21 protein-coding genes are annotated in these 20,332 nt (G+C 45.3%); 15 read left to right on the top strand and 6 right to left on the bottom strand.

Annotated features, from left to right (window positions below):
- Positions 1-11 precede the first annotated feature (11 nt).
- From radC to hemW, 3 genes are all read left to right on the top strand, one after another.
- Entirely contained in the window at positions 12-728 is a 717-nt protein-coding gene (gene radC, locus ABFW99_RS08190; protein ID WP_349355030.1) for a RadC family protein, read from the top strand.
- Positions 729-836: 108 nt separating this feature from the next.
- Entirely contained in the window at positions 837-1,379 is a 543-nt protein-coding gene (locus ABFW99_RS08185; protein ID WP_349355029.1) for a gamma carbonic anhydrase family protein, read from the top strand.
- Between the two features lie 73 nt (positions 1,380-1,452).
- Complete coding sequence (gene hemW, locus ABFW99_RS08180) at positions 1,453-2,592, top strand: radical SAM family heme chaperone HemW (protein ID WP_349355028.1); 1,140 nt, start codon at positions 1,453-1,455, stop codon at positions 2,590-2,592.
- Positions 2,593-2,613: 21 nt separating this feature from the next.
- Here hemW and ABFW99_RS08175 read toward each other — a convergent pair whose 3' ends face one another.
- Together ABFW99_RS08175 and ABFW99_RS08170 are read right to left on the bottom strand one after the other, a co-directional pair.
- Complete coding sequence (locus ABFW99_RS08175; protein WP_349355027.1) at positions 2,614-3,909, bottom strand: HU family DNA-binding protein; 1,296 nt, start codon at positions 3,907-3,909, stop codon at positions 2,614-2,616.
- Complete coding sequence (locus ABFW99_RS08170; protein ID WP_349355026.1) at positions 3,902-4,189, bottom strand: HU family DNA-binding protein; 288 nt, start codon at positions 4,187-4,189, stop codon at positions 3,902-3,904. The genes ABFW99_RS08175 and ABFW99_RS08170 overlap by 8 nt, the downstream gene beginning before the upstream one ends.
- Before the next feature lie 172 nt (positions 4,190-4,361).
- On the opposite strand from ABFW99_RS08170, the gene fahA reads away from it, so the two are divergent.
- The gene (gene fahA, locus ABFW99_RS08165; protein WP_349355025.1) at positions 4,362-5,621 is read left to right on the top strand and encodes a fumarylacetoacetase; all 1,260 of its coding nucleotides are present in this window, start codon (positions 4,362-4,364) and stop codon (positions 5,619-5,621) included.
- 2 nt (positions 5,622-5,623) lie between these two features.
- Here the strand turns inward: fahA and ABFW99_RS08160 are convergent, their stop codons facing one another.
- The gene (locus tag ABFW99_RS08160; RefSeq protein ID WP_349355024.1) at positions 5,624-7,429 is read right to left on the bottom strand and encodes a T9SS type A sorting domain-containing protein; all 1,806 of its coding nucleotides are present in this window, start codon (positions 7,427-7,429) and stop codon (positions 5,624-5,626) included.
- 79 nt (positions 7,430-7,508) lie between these two features.
- On the opposite strand from ABFW99_RS08160, the gene trhO reads away from it, so the two are divergent.
- Both trhO and ABFW99_RS08150 read left to right on the top strand, forming a co-directional pair.
- Positions 7,509-8,468 carry an oxygen-dependent tRNA uridine(34) hydroxylase TrhO gene (gene trhO / locus ABFW99_RS08155; RefSeq protein WP_349355023.1) on the top strand — a complete coding sequence of 320 codons (960 nt, stop codon included), beginning with the start codon at positions 7,509-7,511 and terminating at the stop codon, positions 8,466-8,468.
- Positions 8,469-8,470: 2 nt separating this feature from the next.
- On the top strand, positions 8,471-9,397 hold the full coding sequence (locus ABFW99_RS08150) for a pseudouridine synthase family protein (RefSeq protein ID WP_349355022.1): 927 nt from the start codon (positions 8,471-8,473) through the stop codon (positions 9,395-9,397).
- A gap of 37 nt (positions 9,398-9,434) precedes the next feature.
- On the opposite strand, the gene ABFW99_RS08145 is transcribed toward ABFW99_RS08150, so the two are convergent.
- The gene (locus ABFW99_RS08145) at positions 9,435-10,223 is read right to left on the bottom strand and encodes an alpha/beta fold hydrolase (protein ID WP_349355021.1); all 789 of its coding nucleotides are present in this window, start codon (positions 10,221-10,223) and stop codon (positions 9,435-9,437) included.
- 285 nt (positions 10,224-10,508) lie between these two features.
- Here ABFW99_RS08145 and ABFW99_RS08140 point away from each other — a divergent pair, with 285 nt between their 5' ends.
- The 4 genes from ABFW99_RS08140 (at position 10,509) to ABFW99_RS08125 (ending at position 13,623) form a co-directional block, all read left to right on the top strand.
- A complete protein-coding gene (locus ABFW99_RS08140) occupies positions 10,509-11,048 on the top strand; it encodes a ComEA family DNA-binding protein (RefSeq protein WP_349355020.1) in 540 nt (179 codons plus the stop codon).
- A 101-nt stretch (positions 11,049-11,149) separates the two neighbouring features.
- Positions 11,150-12,691 carry a response regulator gene (locus ABFW99_RS08135; protein WP_349355019.1) on the top strand — a complete coding sequence of 514 codons (1,542 nt, stop codon included), beginning with the start codon at positions 11,150-11,152 and terminating at the stop codon, positions 12,689-12,691.
- A 211-nt stretch (positions 12,692-12,902) separates the two neighbouring features.
- Positions 12,903-13,331, top strand: a complete 429-nt coding sequence (gene tsaE, locus ABFW99_RS08130) for a tRNA (adenosine(37)-N6)-threonylcarbamoyltransferase complex ATPase subunit type 1 TsaE (RefSeq protein ID WP_349355018.1) — start codon at positions 12,903-12,905, stop codon at positions 13,329-13,331.
- A 4-nt stretch (positions 13,332-13,335) separates the two neighbouring features.
- The gene (locus ABFW99_RS08125) at positions 13,336-13,623 is read left to right on the top strand and encodes a hypothetical protein (protein WP_349355017.1); all 288 of its coding nucleotides are present in this window, start codon (positions 13,336-13,338) and stop codon (positions 13,621-13,623) included.
- 155 nt (positions 13,624-13,778) lie between these two features.
- Here ABFW99_RS08125 and ABFW99_RS08120 read toward each other — a convergent pair whose 3' ends face one another.
- The gene (locus ABFW99_RS08120; RefSeq protein ID WP_349355016.1) at positions 13,779-14,102 is read right to left on the bottom strand and encodes a GIY-YIG nuclease family protein; all 324 of its coding nucleotides are present in this window, start codon (positions 14,100-14,102) and stop codon (positions 13,779-13,781) included.
- 205 nt (positions 14,103-14,307) lie between these two features.
- Between ABFW99_RS08120 and pnuC the strand changes: the two genes are divergently transcribed.
- Positions 14,308-14,937 carry a nicotinamide riboside transporter PnuC gene (pnuC, locus tag ABFW99_RS08115; RefSeq protein ID WP_349355015.1) on the top strand — a complete coding sequence of 210 codons (630 nt, stop codon included), beginning with the start codon at positions 14,308-14,310 and terminating at the stop codon, positions 14,935-14,937.
- A gap of 77 nt (positions 14,938-15,014) precedes the next feature.
- On the opposite strand, the gene ABFW99_RS08110 is transcribed toward pnuC, so the two are convergent.
- On the bottom strand, positions 15,015-15,629 hold the full coding sequence (locus ABFW99_RS08110; protein WP_349355014.1) for a thiamine diphosphokinase: 615 nt from the start codon (positions 15,627-15,629) through the stop codon (positions 15,015-15,017).
- 86 nt (positions 15,630-15,715) lie between these two features.
- Between ABFW99_RS08110 and ABFW99_RS08105 the strand changes: the two genes are divergently transcribed.
- The 4 genes from ABFW99_RS08105 (at position 15,716) to serA (ending at position 20,329) form a co-directional block, all read left to right on the top strand.
- Complete coding sequence (locus tag ABFW99_RS08105) at positions 15,716-16,678, top strand: DHH family phosphoesterase (RefSeq protein WP_349355013.1); 963 nt, start codon at positions 15,716-15,718, stop codon at positions 16,676-16,678.
- 48 nt (positions 16,679-16,726) lie between these two features.
- Positions 16,727-17,662 carry a response regulator gene (locus ABFW99_RS08100; protein ID WP_349355012.1) on the top strand — a complete coding sequence of 312 codons (936 nt, stop codon included), beginning with the start codon at positions 16,727-16,729 and terminating at the stop codon, positions 17,660-17,662.
- 104 nt (positions 17,663-17,766) lie between these two features.
- Positions 17,767-18,966, top strand: coding sequence for a S1C family serine protease (locus tag ABFW99_RS08095; protein WP_349355011.1), 1,200 nt, complete (start codon positions 17,767-17,769; stop codon positions 18,964-18,966).
- A 121-nt stretch (positions 18,967-19,087) separates the two neighbouring features.
- Positions 19,088-20,329, top strand: a complete 1,242-nt coding sequence (gene serA, locus ABFW99_RS08090; protein ID WP_349355010.1) for a phosphoglycerate dehydrogenase — start codon at positions 19,088-19,090, stop codon at positions 20,327-20,329.
- Positions 20,330-20,332 lie beyond the last annotated feature (3 nt).

Genomic DNA, 20,332 nt, shown 5'->3' with positions numbered 1-20,332 from the left:
AACAGAGCGATATGATACATGAAGAATCCTTTTCGATTGAACACTTCCACCGGCGAACGGTTAAAGATATGCAGCCGGATGAACAACCCCGGGAAAAGCTCATGCGCTACGGGGCCGACTCCCTTTCCGACTCCGAATTATTAGCCATTCTCCTCCGCACCGGAACCCGCAAGCTAAATGTGATAGAGACTTCCAAAGCACTGCTTACCACCTTCGATGGACTTCATAACCTTGCTTCCAAAAACTGGCAGGCACTAAAGGTGATTCCGGGAATAGCCAAAGTAAAAGCCATCACTCTGGAAGCCGCTTTTGAACTGGCAAGAAGAATTGAAGTGGCCGGACTTGGGGAAGAAATTCAAATCACCTCCCCAGAAGATGCTAATGCGTATTTCGCACCCAAACTGCGTCATCTTTCTAAAGAAACATTTGTCGTAGGATTTTTGAATAATGCAAAAATCCTGACCGGTTATCAGAAAATAAGCACCGGTGGAAAAACGGCAACCATCGTAGAACCGGCCGAAGTGATGCGACAAGCCGTGCTCAACGAGGCAAACTCCATCATCCTGGTCCACAACCATCCATCTGGTCAGAACAAAGCCTCTAGTGCAGATGTACAGCTCACCAAGCGATTAGCCGAATGCGGGAAGCTGCTTTCCATCCCGGTCGAAGACCACCTGATTATTGCCGGATATAACTACACCAGTCTTAGAGGCGAACGGTTGTTTTAAGGTTATAAGCTTACAGGCGTCAGCTGATGGCTAATCACTATCCTGGTGGATATTGGCTGTTGGATATTCATACCTTCTGTAAATTAAGAACACCAACATTATCCTCCCATGATTTACGAATTCCTTAAACGTTCTCCGCAATTTGATGATACCGTTTTTGTGGCTCCCAGTGCCGACATCATTGGCGACGTAACCCTTGGTAAAGAAAGCAGCGTTTGGTTTAATGTGACGATCCGCGGGGACGTAAATTTCATTCAGATTGGTGATCAAAGCAATGTGCAGGACAATGTTTGTATCCATGTGATGAATCAAACCGGGCCGACGATTATTGGCAATAAAGTGACGATTGGTCATGGAGCGGTTGTTCATGGGTGCACGATAAAAGACCGCGTTCTGATCGGCATCAATGCTACCATCCTGGACGAAGTGACTATCGAGCCTGACGTGATTGTGGCAGCCGGAACGCTGGTGCCTCCGGGCAAAACGCTGGAAAGCGGCTACATGTATATGGGATCTCCCGCCAAAGCTGCACGCAAGCTCACGGATGAGGAAATCGCATCTATACCTAAATATGCCGACAACTACGTCAAATACTCACGAGCCTATCAGCAGAAAGATCAGTACGACGAAAACCCTTTTTATACAAAGTAATTTTAAATGTTGAGTGCTAAATGTTAAATGGGTCGCCAATTTAACATTCAGCACTTAGAATTAAGCCTTCATTATGAGCGGCCTTTATATCCACATCCCCTTTTGCAAACAGGCTTGCTCGTACTGCGATTTTTACTTCGTTACCCGACAGCAACATAAGCAGGATTTTGTGGATGAGCTTATCCGCGAAATTTATTCCAAGAAAGAGACAGAGTTTACGGAAGAAGCAGTACAGTCTATTTACTTTGGGGGCGGAACTCCATCTCTTTTAACAGCTGAACAGGTGAATGCTATTCTCGATGCCATCCGGGATGTTTTTGACACCGACCTTAAAGAAATCACCCTGGAAATGAATCCTGATGATGTGAGCCGGGAGTATTTGGCGGGATTGAAATCTGCCGGTATTAACCGCGCAAGCATGGGTGTTCAGTCATTCAACCCGGAGCTTTTGAAGTTTATGAACCGAGCGCACACTTCCCAGGAAGCACTTAAATGTCTGGAGATACTGGAAGCTTCAGCGTTCAGGGTTTTTACGGTTGATGTGATTTATGGAAACCCCGGTCAGTCTTTGGATGTGCTGGAACAGGACCTTGATACCATCCTTCAATTTAATCCTCCCCATATTTCCGCCTATTCACTCACTATAGAGCCCCAAACACGATTAGGCAAACAGGTTGAACTTGGGCGACTCACCCCTCCGAAAGACGATACCGTTTCCGACCATTTTGATCTGGTTGTTGATAAACTTGCAGCAGCCGGTATTCAACAATATGAAGTCAGCAATTATGCGAAACCGGGCAGCGAAGCCGTTCACAATTCCAACTACTGGAGTCACGAAAATTACCTGGGGCTAGGCCCGGGAGCACATTCGTTTTGGTGGAATGATGATCGCAAATCGGCCACCCGCTGGACAAACCGCAGCAACCTGAACGCATACCTAAATGGAGATTGGAAAGAAAAGTCGGATCCGGAGCAACTGAACCTTCCCGATCTTGCAGAGGAACGACTTATGCTTGGATTGAGAACAAAAAAAGGGTTAAGCAAGGAAGAGCTGAAAAAGAACTACTGGTTTGAGTTCAACGAACGGCAGTTGAATTATCTGCAAAAGCTGGAAGAAAACGGTAAAGCGAAAACTGGTGCCCGAATTCACTTGACTCGGGAGGGGCTCAAAATCACGGACTCCATTTTGCTGGACCTTGTAACCATGACCTGAGCCGTCTACTTCACCTGAGAATCAGCTTCCCAGGCGCTGCCACTTTTTTGCGAAACGGGCATACTCCCCGGCCTTCTCATTTAAGCCGAATTTTTTATAGGCGTCAGATACCATTTGTGAAGCTTCTGCCAATCTGAGGTAGTCAGCTTTGGTTGGGTTAGCAGCCGTTCCTTCCAGAGCAGGAACCTGTAGTGATGTGTTATCCGCTAAAGAGTCGGGATGCGTATCCATGGTAAAATTCGCCTGATATATAAGCGGCCAGAACTGCGACTTCCCATACACTTTCTTTCCAATCACCCAGTACCATTCATTTTTCTTTACCGTGTAATCAGTGATATTCGATTCATCGGCTTGAGCGGGTTTTTCTTTCTCAACTGCCGCTGTTGCAGCCGATGCTGTGGATGCTTCATTTTGTTCAGGAACTTGATCCACTGCGCCTCCGTAATTGGTTTCCTGCACCGCCTCACTGTTTTCAACACTTGCCGAAGTCTGGTTATTTGCCGGCTGAGTTGTAGTTGGTTGTTCTACCACAGCTTGTTGAGCGGGCATGGTTGTTGGTTCCGTTCGCAAAAAGAACCACCATACCGATACCAAAGCAACAGCCAGCAAAGCTGCCACAATCAGGATTAACCCAAAACGGCTGCTTTCTTTTTTCCCTTCTCTAACAAACGGTTCATCTGAAATAGATTCTGATTCCTTTTCCATTTCCTGTTCCAATTCAGGCTCAGGTTCCGGCCCTTTTTCTTCCTCTTCATGCTCGTCAGGCATATCAAAGACAAAAGGATCCTCGTCCCGTGTATCATCCAGTTCAGGCTCATCTTCCGGAGCGTCTTCTGTTTTCTCTTCTTTCACCTCATCCTCTTCGGGGCCGTCATCAAACTGAAAGATCGTATCCTTTACCTTTTCTTCCGGCTCTTCCTGCTTTTCTTCTGAGGATATTGGTAGTACAGGCTCAACCTTCTCTTCCTCTTTATCCTTTCCCCCATCCTTTTCTTTCTCTCCAAGCAACTCGGTTTCCAAATGGGCAAATTTGGCATTTACTTCTTCCCGAAGGGCTTTGTATGGGGTGAATGAAACCCGCTTATGCGCCGGGATGGTAATCGGCTCACCGGTTTGGGGATTTTGCCCCTGTCTTTCAGCCACTTCCTTTACTTTAAAGCTTCCAAAATTCGTGATGGATGCCTTGCCTGTATCCTCCAGCTCCTGTTTCACCTTACGAATCAGAGCTTTTGCAAAGGCCTCACTTTTCTGCTTGCTGAAACCCGTTTTCCGTGATAAGGCTTCAATAATCTCACTATATGTGACTTTATTACTCATCTTCGCCCTCATTTATTTGATCACGCAACGTACTGCTTTGGCTGTAGTGCACTACTCTTTTTTTTGGGATCAGCATCATTTGCTCATAATGAGGATTGTACGACTTATGCTCTTCCCTTACTTCCGATTTGAAACTGCCTAAACCGGGTAAAGTAAAACCTTTACCATTGGAAAGAAGCACCGTCAGACCATCCACAAAAGAATCATAAAGATCTTCGGTTTCTGTCTGTGTGAGCTCGAGCTCTTCCGCTAATTGTTTAAGTACCTCCGACTTTGTCATGATAGATCTGTACTATAAATGAAAACCAAGTATCCATGAATAAATGCTAAAACAATGAAATAAGCAATTTTCAGCAGATTTTAGTAAATCAATGCGGGTTAACGATTTCACTGTTAACCGAGGATGCTTATCATCCATCAACATCAAAAATGCCTGAAATTTGACCAACGTCATGCTGAAATCCTTCATCGAAGTTGATACTGACTCCCATTTCCCGATACAAAACCTTCCGTTTGGAGCTTTTGAAACCGACCAGGGCGAAGTTCACCTCTGTTCAGCCATCGGTGAATATATCATTGATTTGTTTGTTTTGGATGAAGAAGGCCTGTTTAATGGTCCCGAACTGAATAACCAGTTTGCCTTTCAGGATTCCTCACTCAATTACTTTATGAGCCTGGGGAAATCAGCCTGGACAGAAGCCCGGGAAACGCTCCAATCTCTGTTATCTGCAAACAACGAAACCCTCAGGGATGATCCGCTTCTGCGTGAACACATATTCAAAAAAAGAGCTGATGTTCAGTTGGTGATGCCTGTGCAGATTGGAGATTACACCGATTTTTACTCTTCCGAACAACACGCCCGCAACGTTGGCTCCATGTTTAGAGACCCTGATAACGCATTATTATCAAACTGGAAGCACCTCCCGGTTGGCTACCACGGGCGGGCAAGCTCTATTGTTCTTAGCGGAACCGATGTCTACCGCCCCAAAGGACAAACGATCCCCAAAGATAGTGAACAGCCGGTATTTGGCCCTTCCCTGAAGCTGGACTTTGAGCTTGAAATGGGATTCTTAACCGGGCCGGGAAATAAGCTTGGGCAAAGCATCTCTGTTCATGAAGCGGAGGAACATATATTCGGGTTGGTTTTGGTGAACGACTGGAGCGCCCGGGATATTCAGAAATGGGAATATCAGCCACTGGGGCCTTTTCTTGCTAAAAGCTGGGCTACATCTATATCACCGTGGATTGTAACGATGGAAGCCCTGGAACCCTTCCGGACGGCATGCCCGGAGCAAAACCCTAAACCTCTTGATTACCTGAATCAACCCGACCGCACCACTTTCAACATTCAACTGGATGTGCTTCTGAAAACTGAACAGCAAAATGAACCTCACCAAATCTGCTCCACCAACTTTAGGCATTTATACTGGACTATGGCTCAGCAACTGGCCCACCAAACGGTTGCAGGGTGCAATGTTCAGCCCGGAGATTTATACGCCTCCGGTACCATAAGCGGAGATAAAGGCGATTCATACGGAAGCATGCTTGAAATTACCTGGAATGGCAATAACCCTTTAAGTTTGCCATCCGGAGAAAAGCGTTCTTTTCTGGAAGATGGGGACGAAGTTATCATGACCGGGTTTGCTGAAGGAGATGGTTTCAAGGTTGGCTTTGGAGAAGTAACCGGCAAGATTTTACCTGCTATTGAATAACCCTATTTCAGCAGGGTCATCTTTTTTGTGAATACTTCATCATTGATTTTCAGTCTGTAAAAATACACTCCCGAACTTAATCCTTGTGCATTAAAGGGGATGGAGTAAGAACCAAGCCGGAAATCCTGAGCAGTAAGCGTTTGCACCTTTCTTCCCGTGATGTCATATACCGTCAGCTCTACAAAGGCCGATCGGGGAAGCTCAAAACTGATAGTTGTTTCCGGATTGAAGGGGTTCGGATAGTTTTGGTAAACCTTGACTGAATTAGGCAAATCTGTGTATTCCGGATCGCGAATGGTAATGGTGTTTCCTTCTTTACCAACCAACAGCTGAATCTCCCGTGTGGAGCCGGAATTACTGTAGTTCGCAATTACCACCCCTACTTTCTCCACTTCCTGCCAGGCCACTTCAGTAGGTACATATACCTGAGATTTGTTTTCTCCGGTTGCAATGATCTCATTCATCTCGCCATTATTCATATACAACAAAACTCCGATACCAATTTGAGTGCTGTCAAAATCAGCGGCCACTTCAATAAAACCATCATCGCTGGCTGAGGGCTCAATTTCAAAATACCGGGCAGCAAGCGGTCTTATAAAACTAACTTCTACCGCTTCCTCAGGAACAGCAGTAAAACCAGCCTCGAGATTTGCGTTTGGGAACTCAAGCTTCTCCCCGAATCCATAATCATCCTGACCTGAACGAGACCCGGATGCAAAATGCCAGAGGTGATTTCTCACAAAAGAGGTTGCAAATTCCTCCCCCCGGTCCGGCAAAACATCAACCAACGCTTCATCAATGCTCAGGTTATTCTGCCCTTCTATCATTTGCCAGACATCACTCCACAATTCGTCTCCGAAATATTCACTGTAAAAAATCATCCAGCTTACATGCCAATATGCGCCGGGTGTGCCGTCTTCAGGAGCAAAAAAGATTGAGGCTGAATAAGGATCCGAAGAATTCAGTCCATTTTTGATGTAATTGTAATAGTCGTTCACATCGTCGTATACCACTTCTTCAAAAAGGGTGGCGTCCATTTCAGCCCAGTCAAACGCCCCGGACGGAGAAGCCCATTCATTTTGAGCGTACTGAATGGCGTGCTTCAGCTCATGGGCTACGGTAGCATACACGGCGCCAACCTGATTACCCTGTGGGTGAGTATTAGCCGGGAAATTCACAAAATCATTTTCCATTACGATGTAGGTTTCCGGACCTGAACCTCCCTGAAAAATCGTTTCCCCATAATAGGACAGGTCTTCCAGTTCAATGGTGTAGGTGGTACCGGGCGGGATCGGATCTGTAAACCCAAGATTGACAACTTCGTGGCGATAGGACGAGTCGGCTGATTCTGCCACCAGCTCCACATAATCGGGCACTCCGTTTGCGTCATTATCCTCCACTGAAACCGAGTCGTCGCCGGTGGTTACATACACAATCTCAAATTTCCCGGACGGCGATATATATGTTTGAAGAACTCGTTTCTCTTTGGAGGATGAATGACCTGACCGCATGGATTCGATCTTTGCCCATGCATCGAAAGAAATTCGATCCCGGTGGGCATGAAGAAACATCCCGGCCGGGGTGGCACATTTGTGGAGTAAGTTTCCCGGTACTTCATGTAGCAGCCTGAACTGTTCCAAAGCAGCCGTTTCAACATTTATATCCCCTTCAGCAAATGACCGCTGGATTTCCAGAAGGTGACGGGGTGAGTCAGTCCTCGCTTGCCCTATCAATGCAGAAGACATACTCAACAAGGCCAGAATAGTAACAACTACTGCCTTTTTAATTTGATCCCGATACTTATGCATTGTTTGGATTTTGCTTAACTTTAGGGTTCGCAAATGTTGAACGCTGTAAATCTACAGTTCTTACAATTTAAGAGAAAAAATGTACCAAGTAATACTTTATTATAATTTCGAACCGGTTGAAGATCCCGATCGCTTTTGCAAAGCCCACAAAAAGTTTTGCAAGGAAATTGAATTAAAAGGGCGGATTTATATTTCGGAAGAGGGAATAAACGGAACCGCTGCCGGTACCAAGCAACAAATTGAAGAATACAAGAATTACCTGTGGTCGCTCCCCGGCTTCGAAGACACTGAGTTTAAGCAGGAAGAAAGTGACTACATTCCATTTGCTAAGCTTATCTGCAAAACGCGGGATGAAATTGTAGCTCTCCATGTAGATGATGTAAACCCTGAGAACGGAGGAAACTATCTGGACCCGTCCGAATGGCGCAAGGTGATGGAGTCGCAGGAGGATTACGTAATGATTGATGTTCGTAATAATTACGAATCCAAAATCGGGCACTTTAAAGGAGCTCTGACTCCTGATGTTGACAACTTCTATGATTTCCCGAAATGGCTGGAAGAAGCTGATATCCCCAAAGACAAAAAAGTTTTAATGTATTGCACCGGAGGCATCCGTTGTGAGAAATTTTCGGTGCTCATGAAAGAAGGTGGCTGGGATGATGTAAACCAGCTTCACGGCGGAATCCTCAAATATGCGCAGGAAGAAGAGGGAAAACACTTTGAAGGAAAGTGCTTTGTTTTTGATGACCGTCTGGTGGTTCCCGTAAACCCCAATGATCTGCAGCCCATAGCCCGGTGTGAAATTACCGGCAAGCCTGCCGATACTTACATCAACTGTGCAAACATGGAATGCAATAAGCTGTTCGTTTGCTCGGAAGAAGGTGCCAAAAGAATGGATGGATGCTGCAGCGAAGAATGTAAAGAAAGTGAGTTCAAGCGCCCTTTCGACCCTGAAAATGCCTTCCGTCCATTCCGAAAGTGGTACAACTACTTTGATGAGGATTTTAAAGAAAGAGAACTGAGCTCGGCCAACAAGTAAACATGGCTGATTCTTCCCGCCCGATCCGAATTGTTTCCCCTTATCCCATCACCTACCGCTTTAAGGTGAAGTCTGAGTTTGAGGGAAAGTCATTGCTGAATTTAATGACTACCCGCTTCCCGTTTCATGGGGCTAATGTCTGGAAAGTGAAAATCAAAAACGGGCATGTGGGAGTGAACGGAGAAAAGGCAGATGCATGCCATATTCTCTCCCGGCAAGATGAGGTATATCATCACAATCCCAGGGTAATTGAGCCTTCCGTTCCGGATGAAGTTGAAGTCCTTGAGAAGAATACTGACTACCTTATTGTCTATAAACCCGCTCCGTTACCCATGCACCCCGGCGGGCGATATAACAAGAACTCGCTGACCACCATCCTGGAAGAAAAGGGGTTCAATAACCTCCGTATTGTCCACCGGCTGGATGCTGTAACTTCCGGGCTCGTACTCTTTGCCCGCAACAAGGAATTTGCCCAAAAGGCGATGGTTTGTTTCAGCGAGTCCAAAGTCCGTAAAACGTATTTTGCATGGGTTTCCGGTAATCCTGCTGAAAAATCCATAACCATCGACACTCCTATTCGCCGCAAAACAGGCTTCGTGTTTGAAAGTGAATTGGGACTGAAACATGCCAAAGAGGCTATCACGCATTTCGAAGTTATTACCCAAAATCAGGAATCGGCTATCGTAAAATGCACCCCAAAAACAGGCCGAACCCACCAGATCCGATTGCACCTGGAACAGTGGGGTCATCCCATTATCGACGATCCCATCTACGGAATTGGTGGAGACAAAAGCAGCAAGCGTGCTCAGAAGGCAGGGATTAGTTTGCTCAATGCCGGGTTAGAAATTGAAGAGCTAGGAGTGAAGTATATCTTAGAAAACTCAGAGTCTTGGTTTAAAAAGGTGTTAGATGAAAGACTTGAGATGTAAGATTTCATGAGATCTCATGTCTTTCATCTCACATCTATTATCTAAAAAACGCCTCCGCAATCCGGGCAAACTGTTTCGGCTTATCCAGAAAGGCATAATGACCGGCATCTTCAATAATCACCAGGGCTGCATTCTTAATCCCTTTTTCTATTCGCTCTCCCTGGTAAACCGGAGTAGCATCATCATTTCTGCCCCATAGTAATAACACTTCATGAGGAATATGAGGCAATGTGCTTTCCAGATATTCCGAAACTGATTTCACAAATGTTTCTCGCATTACTCCAGAAATTTTGCTGTAATCGCTTGAGCCCAGGCTTTTCCACAGCGCCGTTGACCGCAGCCAACCCAAAGCCTTTTCACGAGGGGAGCCGGGTAAAATCATAAAGGGAGCTTTCAGCACTTTAGCGGTGTACTTCCGAATGTAGAATTTCATTGAGCGCTTAGGCTTCATACCGGCCCCGCCCGTAATCAGCACTTTGTTGATATGAGCTTTACCAAAGTCGCGGGCGCAGAGCTTTAGCATAATTCGACCGCCAAAAGAATGCACCAGTACATCTGCTTTTTCTTCCTCAAGAGAGCTTATAAAAGCCTGAACAGCATCGGCATAGTCATCGATATTCCAGGCGCGGGATGGGTCGGGGGAATCTCCAAAGCCGGGAAGGTCCAGTACATAACTTGTTCGAAGGTGAGCCAGGTTTCGGGCAACCGGCATCATTACCCGCTTGCTGCTTCCCCACCCGTGCAGTATCACCAGCGGCTTTCCTTCACCCGCCTTTTCATAGGCAATGCTTTGGTCTTGATATGTAAATACGTTTTGTTCGCTCATGAAATAAATTTTGCCAAACTTCTTACTTCTTGTCTTCGGAAACAAGGAAAGAATTAGATGTGCTGAACTTGTTCAGAATGAATTCCTGAATTACGAATAGTTCAAGCGTCCGCTTGAACTATTATATACAAGTTTGAATTACCAACCGCACAAGCGGACGCTTGTGCTATTTTGTGAATTAGCCCAATTTTGTTTTTAAGTCCGCAGAACGGACAGCCTGTCTGTGCTACGGGTTTAGCCTTAATTACCTATTGAGTTTTTGGGTTGCCTCAGCCATATTAGTACATGAAATTCAACGACCTAAAACGTAAAGCTTTTTTCTGGATCGACCGACTCCAGATATCAAGGAGTGAGCGCATCTCCATCTCTATTTTGCTCGGGATTTTGGTCGTGCTTTTTATGCTGAATTTCTTCCTTGGCAAAACATTCAATTACAGCCAGGAAAAATACGATGCCATCATGGCTGAATTTGACAAACGCAGTGCCCAGCTTCATCAGGAACAAAAAGAACTGGATCAAAAATATAATCCGGAGCTGGCAGTTAGTGAAACTCCAGCTTCGGAAGAGGTGGAGCAGACAGAAACAGAAAAGCACCCTGAACAGGATGAGACTGCTTCTATTGAAATCATTAACCTAAATACGGCAACAAGCGCTGAGCTTCAAACCCTGAATGGAATCGGTGAAGCATATGCGGGCCGAATCATTAAATATAGAGAAGCCAATGGCGGTTTTGATTCGATAGAGGAACTGCTTAATGTAAAAGGCATCGGTGAAAAACGGTTGGAAAACATCCGCCCCTTTATCACCCTTGATGGCAAAGAGTAACAGCCACCGGAACTCAACAACACAAACATTGTTGAAGAAGCCAAACGGACTTATCTTATTGGTGTTCGTTATAATTGGTGGCAATTAACCTACAGGACTTCATGCCAAAAATACTTTGGGCAGATGATGAAATCGATCAGCTGCAATCACATATTATATTTTTAGAGAAAAAGGGATTCGAAATCACTCCGGTTGCCAACGGGGATGATGCGGTGAGCATGATTTCCTCCGAACCTTTCGACATTGTTTACCTGGATGAGCAAATGCCGGGTATGGGTGGTATCGAAACACTGGAAAAGATCAAATCTATTCAACCTTCGCTTCCGGTAGTGATGATTACCAAGAGTGAAGAAGAATCCATTATGGAAGACGCCATTGGGGGTAAGATCTCCGATTATCTCATCAAGCCGGTAAATCCCAACCAGATACTACTGACCACCAAGCGGCTGCTCGAGCGAAGCCGGATACAGTCTGAAAAATCAGCCCAAACCTACCTTAAGCAATTCAATGAGCTTTCATCCCGCATTCACCCCGGTACCCACTGGAAAGAATGGATCGACATCTACAAAGAACTTACCAACTGGCAAATTGACTTAGGCTCAGGTGATGAGGGGCTCATTCAGGTTCTGGACGATCAGTTTCAGCAGGCCAACAAGGAGTTCGGGAAGTTTGTAAGTCAGGAATACAAAGACTGGGTGAAAAAAGATGAAGGCCGGCCGTTGCTTTCTCAGGAGATCTTCAGGAAGTATGTGAATCCCCATTTGGAGAAAGATGAGAAAGTGATGTTTTTCCTGATCGACTGTATGCGGTATGATCAGTGGCTGGTATTTGAGCCATTCCTCTCCAACTATTTCTCCATCGATACCGATTTCTACTACTCCATTTTACCTACCGCTACTCCGTATTCCCGGAATGCTATTTTCTCGGGATTATATCCATCTGATATAGAGCGCATGTACCCGGAATTGTGGCAGCAGGGTCAGGATGAATCATCCCTGAACCGCCACGAAGAAGAGCTGCTGCGCAAGCAACTGGAGCGTGATGGCATCGACATCAACTTCAAATATGAAAAAATCCTGAATGCGGAAGCCGGGCGGAAAGTAGCTGATAAAATTGGTAGTTATGCACAATCAAAACTTGCTGCTTTTGTATTTAACTTTGTGGATACGCTGGTTCACTCCCGATCCGATTCAGATGTGATTAAGGAATTAGCCCCCGATGTATCGGCTTTCCGCTCGGTCACGGAAGCATGGTTTCAGCATTCCTCCTTACTGCAGATGTTCAAGGGACTAGCCAAGGAGGATGTCACCCTGATTATTACCACCGACCATGGTTCGGTGCGTGCTCTTAGGGATACAAAAGTGTATGGCGATAAAGACACGGCAACCAATCTGCGATACAAATACGGCCGGAACCTGAAGGCGGATGAATCGGATGCTGTAGTATTTATGGATGATCCCGAGCAGTATCGCCTGCCTAAAGTGGGAGCTGTGAATAATTACATCATCGCCCGGGAAGATTATTACTTTGTGTATCCAACCAATTATCATAAATATCAGAATAGGTACAGAGACACCTTCCAGCATGGCGGGGCTTCAATGGAAGAGATGATATTACCCGTAGCCACATTAACTCCGAAGTAAACAATAGAATGTTAGCTTGTACTTCCAACCTCTTCTGTCTTCTCCTTCACAAGGAGAAGGACGCTTTAGAAAGTATTGATACAAGAAATACTAATCTAAATCAGGAAAACAGGTGCCAGCAAGTCTCACTTTCTGGTGAGAATCTGAGGTGCATAAGAAATTGCATTAACTCACACCCACTTCCAAACTCTGAAACTTCATAAATAAACCTGTGCCAAAAGCAGAATACATATCTTCTTCGGTAGATGAAACCATTCGTATCGGTTTCGAGTTGGGTAAGCAATTGGAATCAGGAGATGTGGTTTGCCTTGAGGGCGACCTCGGCGCCGGAAAAACTCATTTTGTGAAAGGAGTAGCTTCTTTTTTTGGGATTGAGCCTGAAAAAGTCAGTTCTCCTACCTATACTTTAATTCACGAATATTCCGGTGATTTACCTGTTTACCATTTCGACTGTTACCGGTTGAAGCATGAACAGGAAGCCCTGGAAATAGGAGCCGAAGAATACTTTTATGGCGATGGCGTTTGCCTGGTTGAATGGCCTGAAAAAATTGGCGGGTTGATTCCTGAAGATGCCATCCGGGTTGAAATTTCACATATTCCCGGCAATAAACGTAAAATCATTATTCATCAGAAGCAGTAAACTGATGGGAAGTTCAAAAAAACGAAGACTTTCTTACCGATTGGATCTCTTACCGGTGATCCTTCCCTATCACCGCCGTGCAAAAAATACGCTCCGCACCGGAGATTTGGTTTATTATGGCCCCAGTCCGGAATATTACGGCATCGGTGAGGTTGTGCAAACGGCTGAGAAGGTATGTATGGTTGACTTTCGCGGAACCGGCGAGCTGGGCATCCATAAGGATGAAATGCTTTCCACTTACCTCATCCCCATCCACAAGCTGAACCTATCCGGAGTTTTGAAAAGCCGGTGAGTTGAACATCCAACAAGGAACACATAATTGTTAACCCGTCATTCTGAGTGCTAACGAAGAATCTTCATAGGCTTAATTAAAGCAAACTGCCTGTTCAGGCATGTGAAGATCTTTCGGGAGTACCCTCAAGATGACTCTGTTCTCTTTTTTTCCATTTAAAAAGGCAATGTTTTTCTTGGAGGCCATTCCCCCAGTATTTCTTCATTTAAAAACTTCCACCTTGGGTTTGATCGCGTAATTAATTCATCTTTCCATGCCCTCGATTTCCCCTTGATTCTTTTCTCAGCTTCTATAGCTTCGTACATCGTTGGAAAAACATCATACCAAATGAGACAATAACAAAAGTATCTGCCTGCATATGATTTATTATTTCCACGATTCAAGTAATGCTCAACTATTCTTCTTGGAAGGCTACTCGTCACGCCTGTGTAAAGCACCTTTCTTTCCGGGTTAGTTACAATATATGTTGCATTATCCATATCAAAATCTTTTAAAAAGTCATTCTGAGTGATAGCGAAGAATCTTCACAAGTTTAATTAAGACAAACTGCTTGTTCAGGTTTAGGGAGTACCCCTGCCTAACGACAGGCAGGCTCAAAATGTCGAGTTTGATTAAGTAAGAGCTTTGAAACCCATATTCCTTACAGAATTTTTCTATTTTTGCCGCTCATCAGAAAAGCACCCTATGGAATACATCATCGACGGCATTATAAACGGGATCATTCAAACCACAGCGCTTGAGTGGATCGCCGTAACAACCGGGCTCATGAGCGTCTGGTTTTCAATGAAGGAAAACATTTGGGTGTACCCCACCGGAATCGTCAGCGTGTTGATTTATGTATACCTCGCTTTTCAATATAAGCTGTATGCCGACATGGGCGTGAATTTCTATTATTTTGTGATGAGTGTGTACGGCTGGTATTATTGGATTCACCCCAAAGACGAAAGCCGGGACCAGGTTCGGGTTACCATAAACAGCGCTAAAGAAAATCTGATCACCGTCGGGATTTTGCTGACCTCCTTTGCGATTCTGTATTTCGTACTCTCCAATTTTACCGATAGTGATGTATCCTTCTGGGATTCAACCACCACTTGTTTTGCCATTGCCGGCATGTGGCTGATGGCCCGCAAAAAGCTGGAAAGCTGGATTGCCTGGATCATCACCGACCTGATTTCCATCCCACTCTACTTCTACAAAGGATTGGTGTTAACCAGTTTTCAGTTTCTCTTTTTTACCGCAATTGCCTTCGCCGGATACCTGGCCTGGAAGAAATCTATGGAAGAGCCGGAAAAGAAGGTACTAACTCATGCTTAGATACTTACAGAATTAAAATTCAAAAATTTAAAATTAGACGAGGTCTCATCTTATTTTAAATTTCGAATTCTGCATTTTTAATTCTCCAAAAAAACCACCAGGTCTCCGCTGTCAATTTCGATGGAGAATTCTTCTTCCACATTTTCATTCGAGGTTCCGTCCCGCTCTCCATTTTCCAGGATTTCATTATTTAAGGGATACTTTAATCCTTTTGTGGTAATGCCTGTTACTTTTCCTGAAAGTGGAAACAAAGATATGATGCTTCCAATGGGTAGATTTCCCGAATAGGCTGAGCTGATGAGCCGTGCCGACAGTCGTTCATCTTTGAACAAGAGATGATTAAATGCGGAATCAAAGCGCTTCAAGACCGACAGATTCTTTAGTGAATGATCCATCCTTCGCCCAAAAGCTCCCAGAACAGTACATGTTTCTGCATCTCTGTAAACAGCCAGTGATAAAGCCTTTTCCAGGTCGTTGGTTTCCTGGTCAGTATCTTTAATAATCTCAAAATCAGGATCTTTCGGTTTTTTAAAACTGTCCATATCACCGATAACCACATGCAGATCGTGCCCGTGACTAAGCAGTGTATTTCCGCCTCCGTCGGCACCAATGATCAAATCTGCGGACTTCAATTCTTCCTCGAGCAATTCCTTTGAAGGAGGAAATCCATTACTGACTATAACTGCATGCATGCCTGTTTTCTTTAATGATAGATTTTCCACTTAAAATAAATGGATTTGTGGCAATGTTCGCCTATTTTTGACGCCAAGGAGATTTTATGTTCAAAAACTTTATTTCAAAAATACTACAACATCAAAAAGTAGCTGTTTTTTCTCATGTCCGCCCCGATGGAGACTGCCTCGGATCGCAGGTCGCCCTATGTCTTTGGCTTCAGAAAAACGGAATCGAGACATCGGCTTTCAACGAAGATAGCGTTCCGGAGAACATGGGATGGCTGCACGACTTTTTCCCTATTTCCAAACCATCGGCTTCCGACCTTTCAGGTTTTGATGCCTTTGTGGTTGTGGACGGAAATGCCCTCCACCGTTTTGGCGATACTGCTGAAAAGATAACGGAATTGGACAAACCCGTTTACATGATTGACCATCATCCCGAGCCGGATGATGTTTTTGAGGAGTTTGTTTCTGAAGTGGAAGCGTCTTCAACTTGTGAGCTGGTGTACAGACTATATGCCGAACACAACCCTGATCAAATTGACAAGCTCGCCGCTAAAGCTATGTATCTCGGGCTTGTTACCGATACCGGCTCCTTCCAGTTCGATAGTGTAAAACCCGGAACTCTTCACGCGGCGGCAGATCTGCTGGATCGTGGCGGGTTCACTCCAAATCAAATCACTGAGAAGATATATAGTTCTCGTCCGCTGAGGCAACTAAAGCTGTTAAGTATGGCGTTGGAAACCATTGAACTTCATGCCGGAGGCGATATTTCAACGATAACCATTACCCGGGAAATGTTTGATAAAACCGGCACAACAAATGAAGATACCGAGGGATTTGTACAATACCCCCTTAGTGTGGAAGGAGTTAAAGCCTGCGTGTTGTTCCGTGAAGATGGTGACCGGGTAAAGCTGAGCCTTCGCTCACAAAGTGAAATTGACGTTAACAAATGGGCGCGAAAATTTAACGGGGGCGGACATAAAAAAGCTGCCGGAGCCTGGCATTCGGGGCCGCTGCAAACGGCTATAGAAGAAGTTATAAACGCGGGTAATGAACAATTGTAGTTTTTTACTATTATACACCCGGTAAAACGGTTAGTAACAGAGAGTAATATGGATAAAGAGTACAACCTGTTGATCATTGATGACGACACTCCCATTCATCTTATGCTTAATAAGATGCTGGGTGATGAGTATAACATCCTGATGGCAGGTACTGCGCAGGAAGGCATTGATATGCTGGCCGAAAAGAAAGTGCACTTCATACTAACCGACATCCACATGCCGGGAATGTCGGGCCTTGACTTTTTACAGGCATTGATGGAAGATGCCGACCGACAAAACATCCCTGTTCTCATTATGACCAGCCTGCCAACAGTAGAAAAAGAGCAGATGGCACTGGGACTTGGAGCTGCTGACTTCATTGACAAAGCCCTGTTTAATGAAAAGCCCGATGAGCTAAAAAATCGTATTCGGGGTAAAATGGTATCCAATGTTGATATTCCTGATTTGCCTCCCAACTTAGAGCTTGACCGGAAAGCCATCACCAAAAGCCTTTTATTCGAAGTATCTTCCGGAGATTTCGTTCACACCACGCAAAAGCTGTGTAAAACCCTGGAGCAGAAACTTCAAACCGATCACCTTTCCTTTTGGGTGATAAAGGGTGATAAAGTTCAGATGTTGCTTGCAAACGGCGTTCAACCCCCGCCCTCCTACGGCCCTCGGGAAATTAAAAGGGAAGAGACATTTCAACGATTGCAGAAGAAGAAAAGGCCCTATATGGTCAACAACGTGTACACTACGGGACGAGGCATTTTAATTGAAACTTCTCAGGATGAAGGGCTTCCGGCTGAAATTGGGATTCCATTATTTGCGATTACTGAAAAGCAGCTTATAAAGAATAAAATGAAGATCCCGCCCAGTGTGCCCCTGTTCGGTTATGTAGTACTGAAACGAAAGCGGGTGTTTACGTCCAAAGAGTATAAAATGACTTCGGTTCTTATGATGCATCTCGGCACTATTTTATGGCGCATGTTCAGTAAACTGTGACCGATTATAAAACCGTACATTCGGGCAATGGAAGCGATGTTTGCTCCGTTAGCTTATTCCATTTGTATCTACCTACTTACTTATTCTAATCGAAAATTCAGTCTATGATTAGACACGTTACCATCTTCACACTGCTGACCTTAGTATTCACAGGGTGTTTTCCTGAACAGAAAGAAAACAATTCGGGCAAAACACCATTGGCTGTAATAAGCGCCATCAGCCCGGGCAAAGCCCAGGACCAATCCGAAACGGTTGAAGACCAAAACCAGCCTTCTGTTGATGATTCCCGCAAAAACGCCATCACCAATGCCGTAGACAAAGCCGGCCCGGCTGTTGTAAGCATTACCGTTACCGAATTGCAGCGAGGGTACACCCGTGAGTTTGACTCTTTCTTCTTCCGGTATTTTGATGTGCCCGTTCAGCGTGAAGTTAAAAGTTCCGGTTCCGGATTTATTATCAGTGAAGATGGGCTGGTGGTTACCAACGAGCATGTAGCCAGTAAAAACTCCAAAACCATTATGGTGGCTTTATCGGATGGGAGCAAACACGAAGCCGAGCTGCTGGGATCTGATGAACTTGCTGACTTATCGCTGCTTCAAATTAAGAGCGAACGAACTTCTTTTCCCTATGTTGAATTTGCTGATTCTGATGACATAATGGTTGGGGAATGGTCCATTGCCATGGGGAATCCTTTCGGGCTTTTTGCCGATGGCCAGCCTTCCGTAACCGTTGGTGTGGTAAGTGCCAAAGAACGTGACTTCCGGCCCGACCCCCAGGACCCTCGCGTATATGTCGAAATGATTCAAACCGATGCCGCCATTAACAGGGGGAATTCCGGCGGACCTTTAGTGAACAGCAATGGCGAAGTGATGGGTGTAAACACCTTCATTTTTACGGGCGGTACCAGTTCCGGTTTTGTGGGATTAGGCTTTGCCATTCCCAGCAACCGGGTTCAAAAAATCATTTCTCAGCTCAAGGAATCCGGTTCCGTTTCCCTGGAATATGACCCCGGAATGAAATTCGTGCCCGTTACCCGTCAGCTGATCATGCAGTACCCAAGCATCCCCCGGGTTCTTGGTTTATTTGTGACCGAAGTAAACAAAAGCGGGCCTGCTTATGAGTGCGGCATTATGCCCGGTGATGTGATTGTCCAAATCGGGGAAGAGCGCGTAACCAGCGACATGCACGCATGGGCCCTGATGCGGGAATACGATGAAGGTGAAGAAATGACCCTGCACCTGATCCGGGATAACAAACAATACAAAACCAGCATGAAGCTGAGAAAGCGCGTTCAGGGGCGATAGGAGAACCTATAACTTCCACGACCCTGCGGACACTGAAAGGTTGCTCGATTTGAATAGTATTCCTTAAAAAAGTGAAAATCTTTTTTACCTTCCCTCACTCACTTACACTCAAAAACAATTTATGTCTGCCGAAACCGACGACCTTTCTTATCCCAAAGAGAATATTAAAGTCCTGTTACTGGAAGGAATTCACCCCACAGCTGAAGAGAACTTCAGGAAGCATCATTTTCTGAATGTAGAAACCCAGGATGAAGCTCTTAGTGAAGAAGAACTTCTGGATAAAATTGAGGATGTCCACCTGATTGGCATTCGATCGAAAACCCAGATTACAGAGAAAGTCATCCAAAAAGCGAATAAGCTCAAAGGCATTGGCTGCTTTTGTATCGGCACCAATCAGGTAGACTTGCAGGCTGCTATGATGGCCGGCATCACCGTTTTCAACTCCCCTTATTCCAATACCCGTTCGGTCGCAGAGTTGGTGATAGCCGAATCCATTATGCTGAAGCGCCGCATTCCCCTTCGTGATAAAAAAGCTCATGAGGGCACCTGGCTGAAGGACGCCAAAGACAGCTATGAAGTCAGAGGGAAGAATATCGGTATTATCGGATATGGACATATTGGGTCCCAGGTTTCCGTACTGGCGGAGAATATGGGCTTCAATGTGCTCTTTTATGATGTTGAGCCCAAGCTCCCTATGGGTAACGCCACGCGGGTGGAATCGCTGGAAGCACTACTCAACAAATCGGATATCGTGACGCTGCATGTACCGGCCACTCCGGGCACCAACAAGATGATGGACGCCGAGCGATTTGCTCAAATGAAGAAAGGCAGCGTTCTGCTTAACCTGTCACGGGGTTCGGTTGTGGATATACAGGCCTTGAAAGAGGCTATAGAATCCGGGCATATTTCCGGAGCGGGAATTGATGTATATCCTGAAGAGCCGGAATCATCGGGCGAGAACTTTTCCACGGCATTGCAGAACTTGCCCAATGTGATTTTAACTCCGCATATTGGCGGCTCCACTATTGAGGCACAGTATAACATCGGAGTTGACGTTTCCACCAAGCTCATCAACCTGATTGATAATGGAACAACGGTTGGTTCCCACTCCGTACCACCGCTGAACCTGCCCGTTCAGAAAAACGCCCACCGTATTCTGCATATTCACGAAAACAAGCCGGGCGTTCTTTCCGAAATCAACAGGTGCCTGTCTGATTCGGACATTAACATTCTGGGGCAGTACCTGAAAACCAACGAGCACATTGGTTACGTGGTACTGGATGTGGATAAGGAGTACGACGAGCAGGTAATTCAGGAAATCCGAAATGTGAAGCACACCATTAAAACACGGATTTTGTACTAACAG

It is taken from the genome of Gracilimonas sp. BCB1 (assembly GCF_040117685.2).
Lineage (GTDB): Bacteria > Bacteroidota > Rhodothermia > Balneolales > Balneolaceae > Gracilimonas.
This window is presented reverse-complemented; position numbering and strand designations above follow the sequence as displayed.

Excerpts from the sequence above, each read along its gene's own strand:
- ABFW99_RS08110 (WP_349355014.1), bottom strand. The coding sequence starts at position 15,629 with ATGCATGCAGTTATAGTCAGTAATGGATTTCCTCCTTCAAAGGAATTG.
- ABFW99_RS08095 (WP_349355011.1), top strand. The coding sequence starts at position 17,767 with ATGATTAGACACGTTACCATCTTCACACTGCTGACCTTAGTATTCACA.
- radC (WP_349355030.1), top strand. The coding sequence starts at position 12 with ATGATACATGAAGAATCCTTTTCGATTGAACACTTCCACCGGCGAACG.
- fahA (WP_349355025.1), top strand. The coding sequence starts at position 4,362 with ATGCTGAAATCCTTCATCGAAGTTGATACTGACTCCCATTTCCCGATA.
- ABFW99_RS08175 (WP_349355027.1), bottom strand. The coding sequence starts at position 3,909 with ATGAGTAATAAAGTCACATATAGTGAGATTATTGAAGCCTTATCACGG.
- ABFW99_RS08120 (WP_349355016.1), bottom strand. The coding sequence starts at position 14,102 with ATGGATAATGCAACATATATTGTAACTAACCCGGAAAGAAAGGTGCTT.
- ABFW99_RS08140 (WP_349355020.1), top strand. The coding sequence starts at position 10,509 with ATGAAATTCAACGACCTAAAACGTAAAGCTTTTTTCTGGATCGACCGA.
- pnuC (WP_349355015.1), top strand. The coding sequence starts at position 14,308 with ATGGAATACATCATCGACGGCATTATAAACGGGATCATTCAAACCACA.
- ABFW99_RS08135 (WP_349355019.1), top strand. The coding sequence starts at position 11,150 with ATGCCAAAAATACTTTGGGCAGATGATGAAATCGATCAGCTGCAATCA.
- ABFW99_RS08105 (WP_349355013.1), top strand. The coding sequence starts at position 15,716 with ATGTTCAAAAACTTTATTTCAAAAATACTACAACATCAAAAAGTAGCT.
- ABFW99_RS08100 (WP_349355012.1), top strand. The coding sequence starts at position 16,727 with ATGGATAAAGAGTACAACCTGTTGATCATTGATGACGACACTCCCATT.
- ABFW99_RS08145 (WP_349355021.1), bottom strand. The coding sequence starts at position 10,223 with ATGAGCGAACAAAACGTATTTACATATCAAGACCAAAGCATTGCCTAT.
- trhO (WP_349355023.1), top strand. The coding sequence starts at position 7,509 with ATGTACCAAGTAATACTTTATTATAATTTCGAACCGGTTGAAGATCCC.
- ABFW99_RS08170 (WP_349355026.1), bottom strand. The coding sequence starts at position 4,189 with ATGACAAAGTCGGAGGTACTTAAACAATTAGCGGAAGAGCTCGAGCTC.
- ABFW99_RS08160 (WP_349355024.1), bottom strand. The coding sequence starts at position 7,429 with ATGCATAAGTATCGGGATCAAATTAAAAAGGCAGTAGTTGTTACTATT.
- ABFW99_RS08125 (WP_349355017.1), top strand. The coding sequence starts at position 13,336 with ATGGGAAGTTCAAAAAAACGAAGACTTTCTTACCGATTGGATCTCTTA.
- serA (WP_349355010.1), top strand. The coding sequence starts at position 19,088 with ATGTCTGCCGAAACCGACGACCTTTCTTATCCCAAAGAGAATATTAAA.
- ABFW99_RS08150 (WP_349355022.1), top strand. The coding sequence starts at position 8,471 with ATGGCTGATTCTTCCCGCCCGATCCGAATTGTTTCCCCTTATCCCATC.
- hemW (WP_349355028.1), top strand. The coding sequence starts at position 1,453 with ATGAGCGGCCTTTATATCCACATCCCCTTTTGCAAACAGGCTTGCTCG.
- ABFW99_RS08185 (WP_349355029.1), top strand. The coding sequence starts at position 837 with ATGATTTACGAATTCCTTAAACGTTCTCCGCAATTTGATGATACCGTT.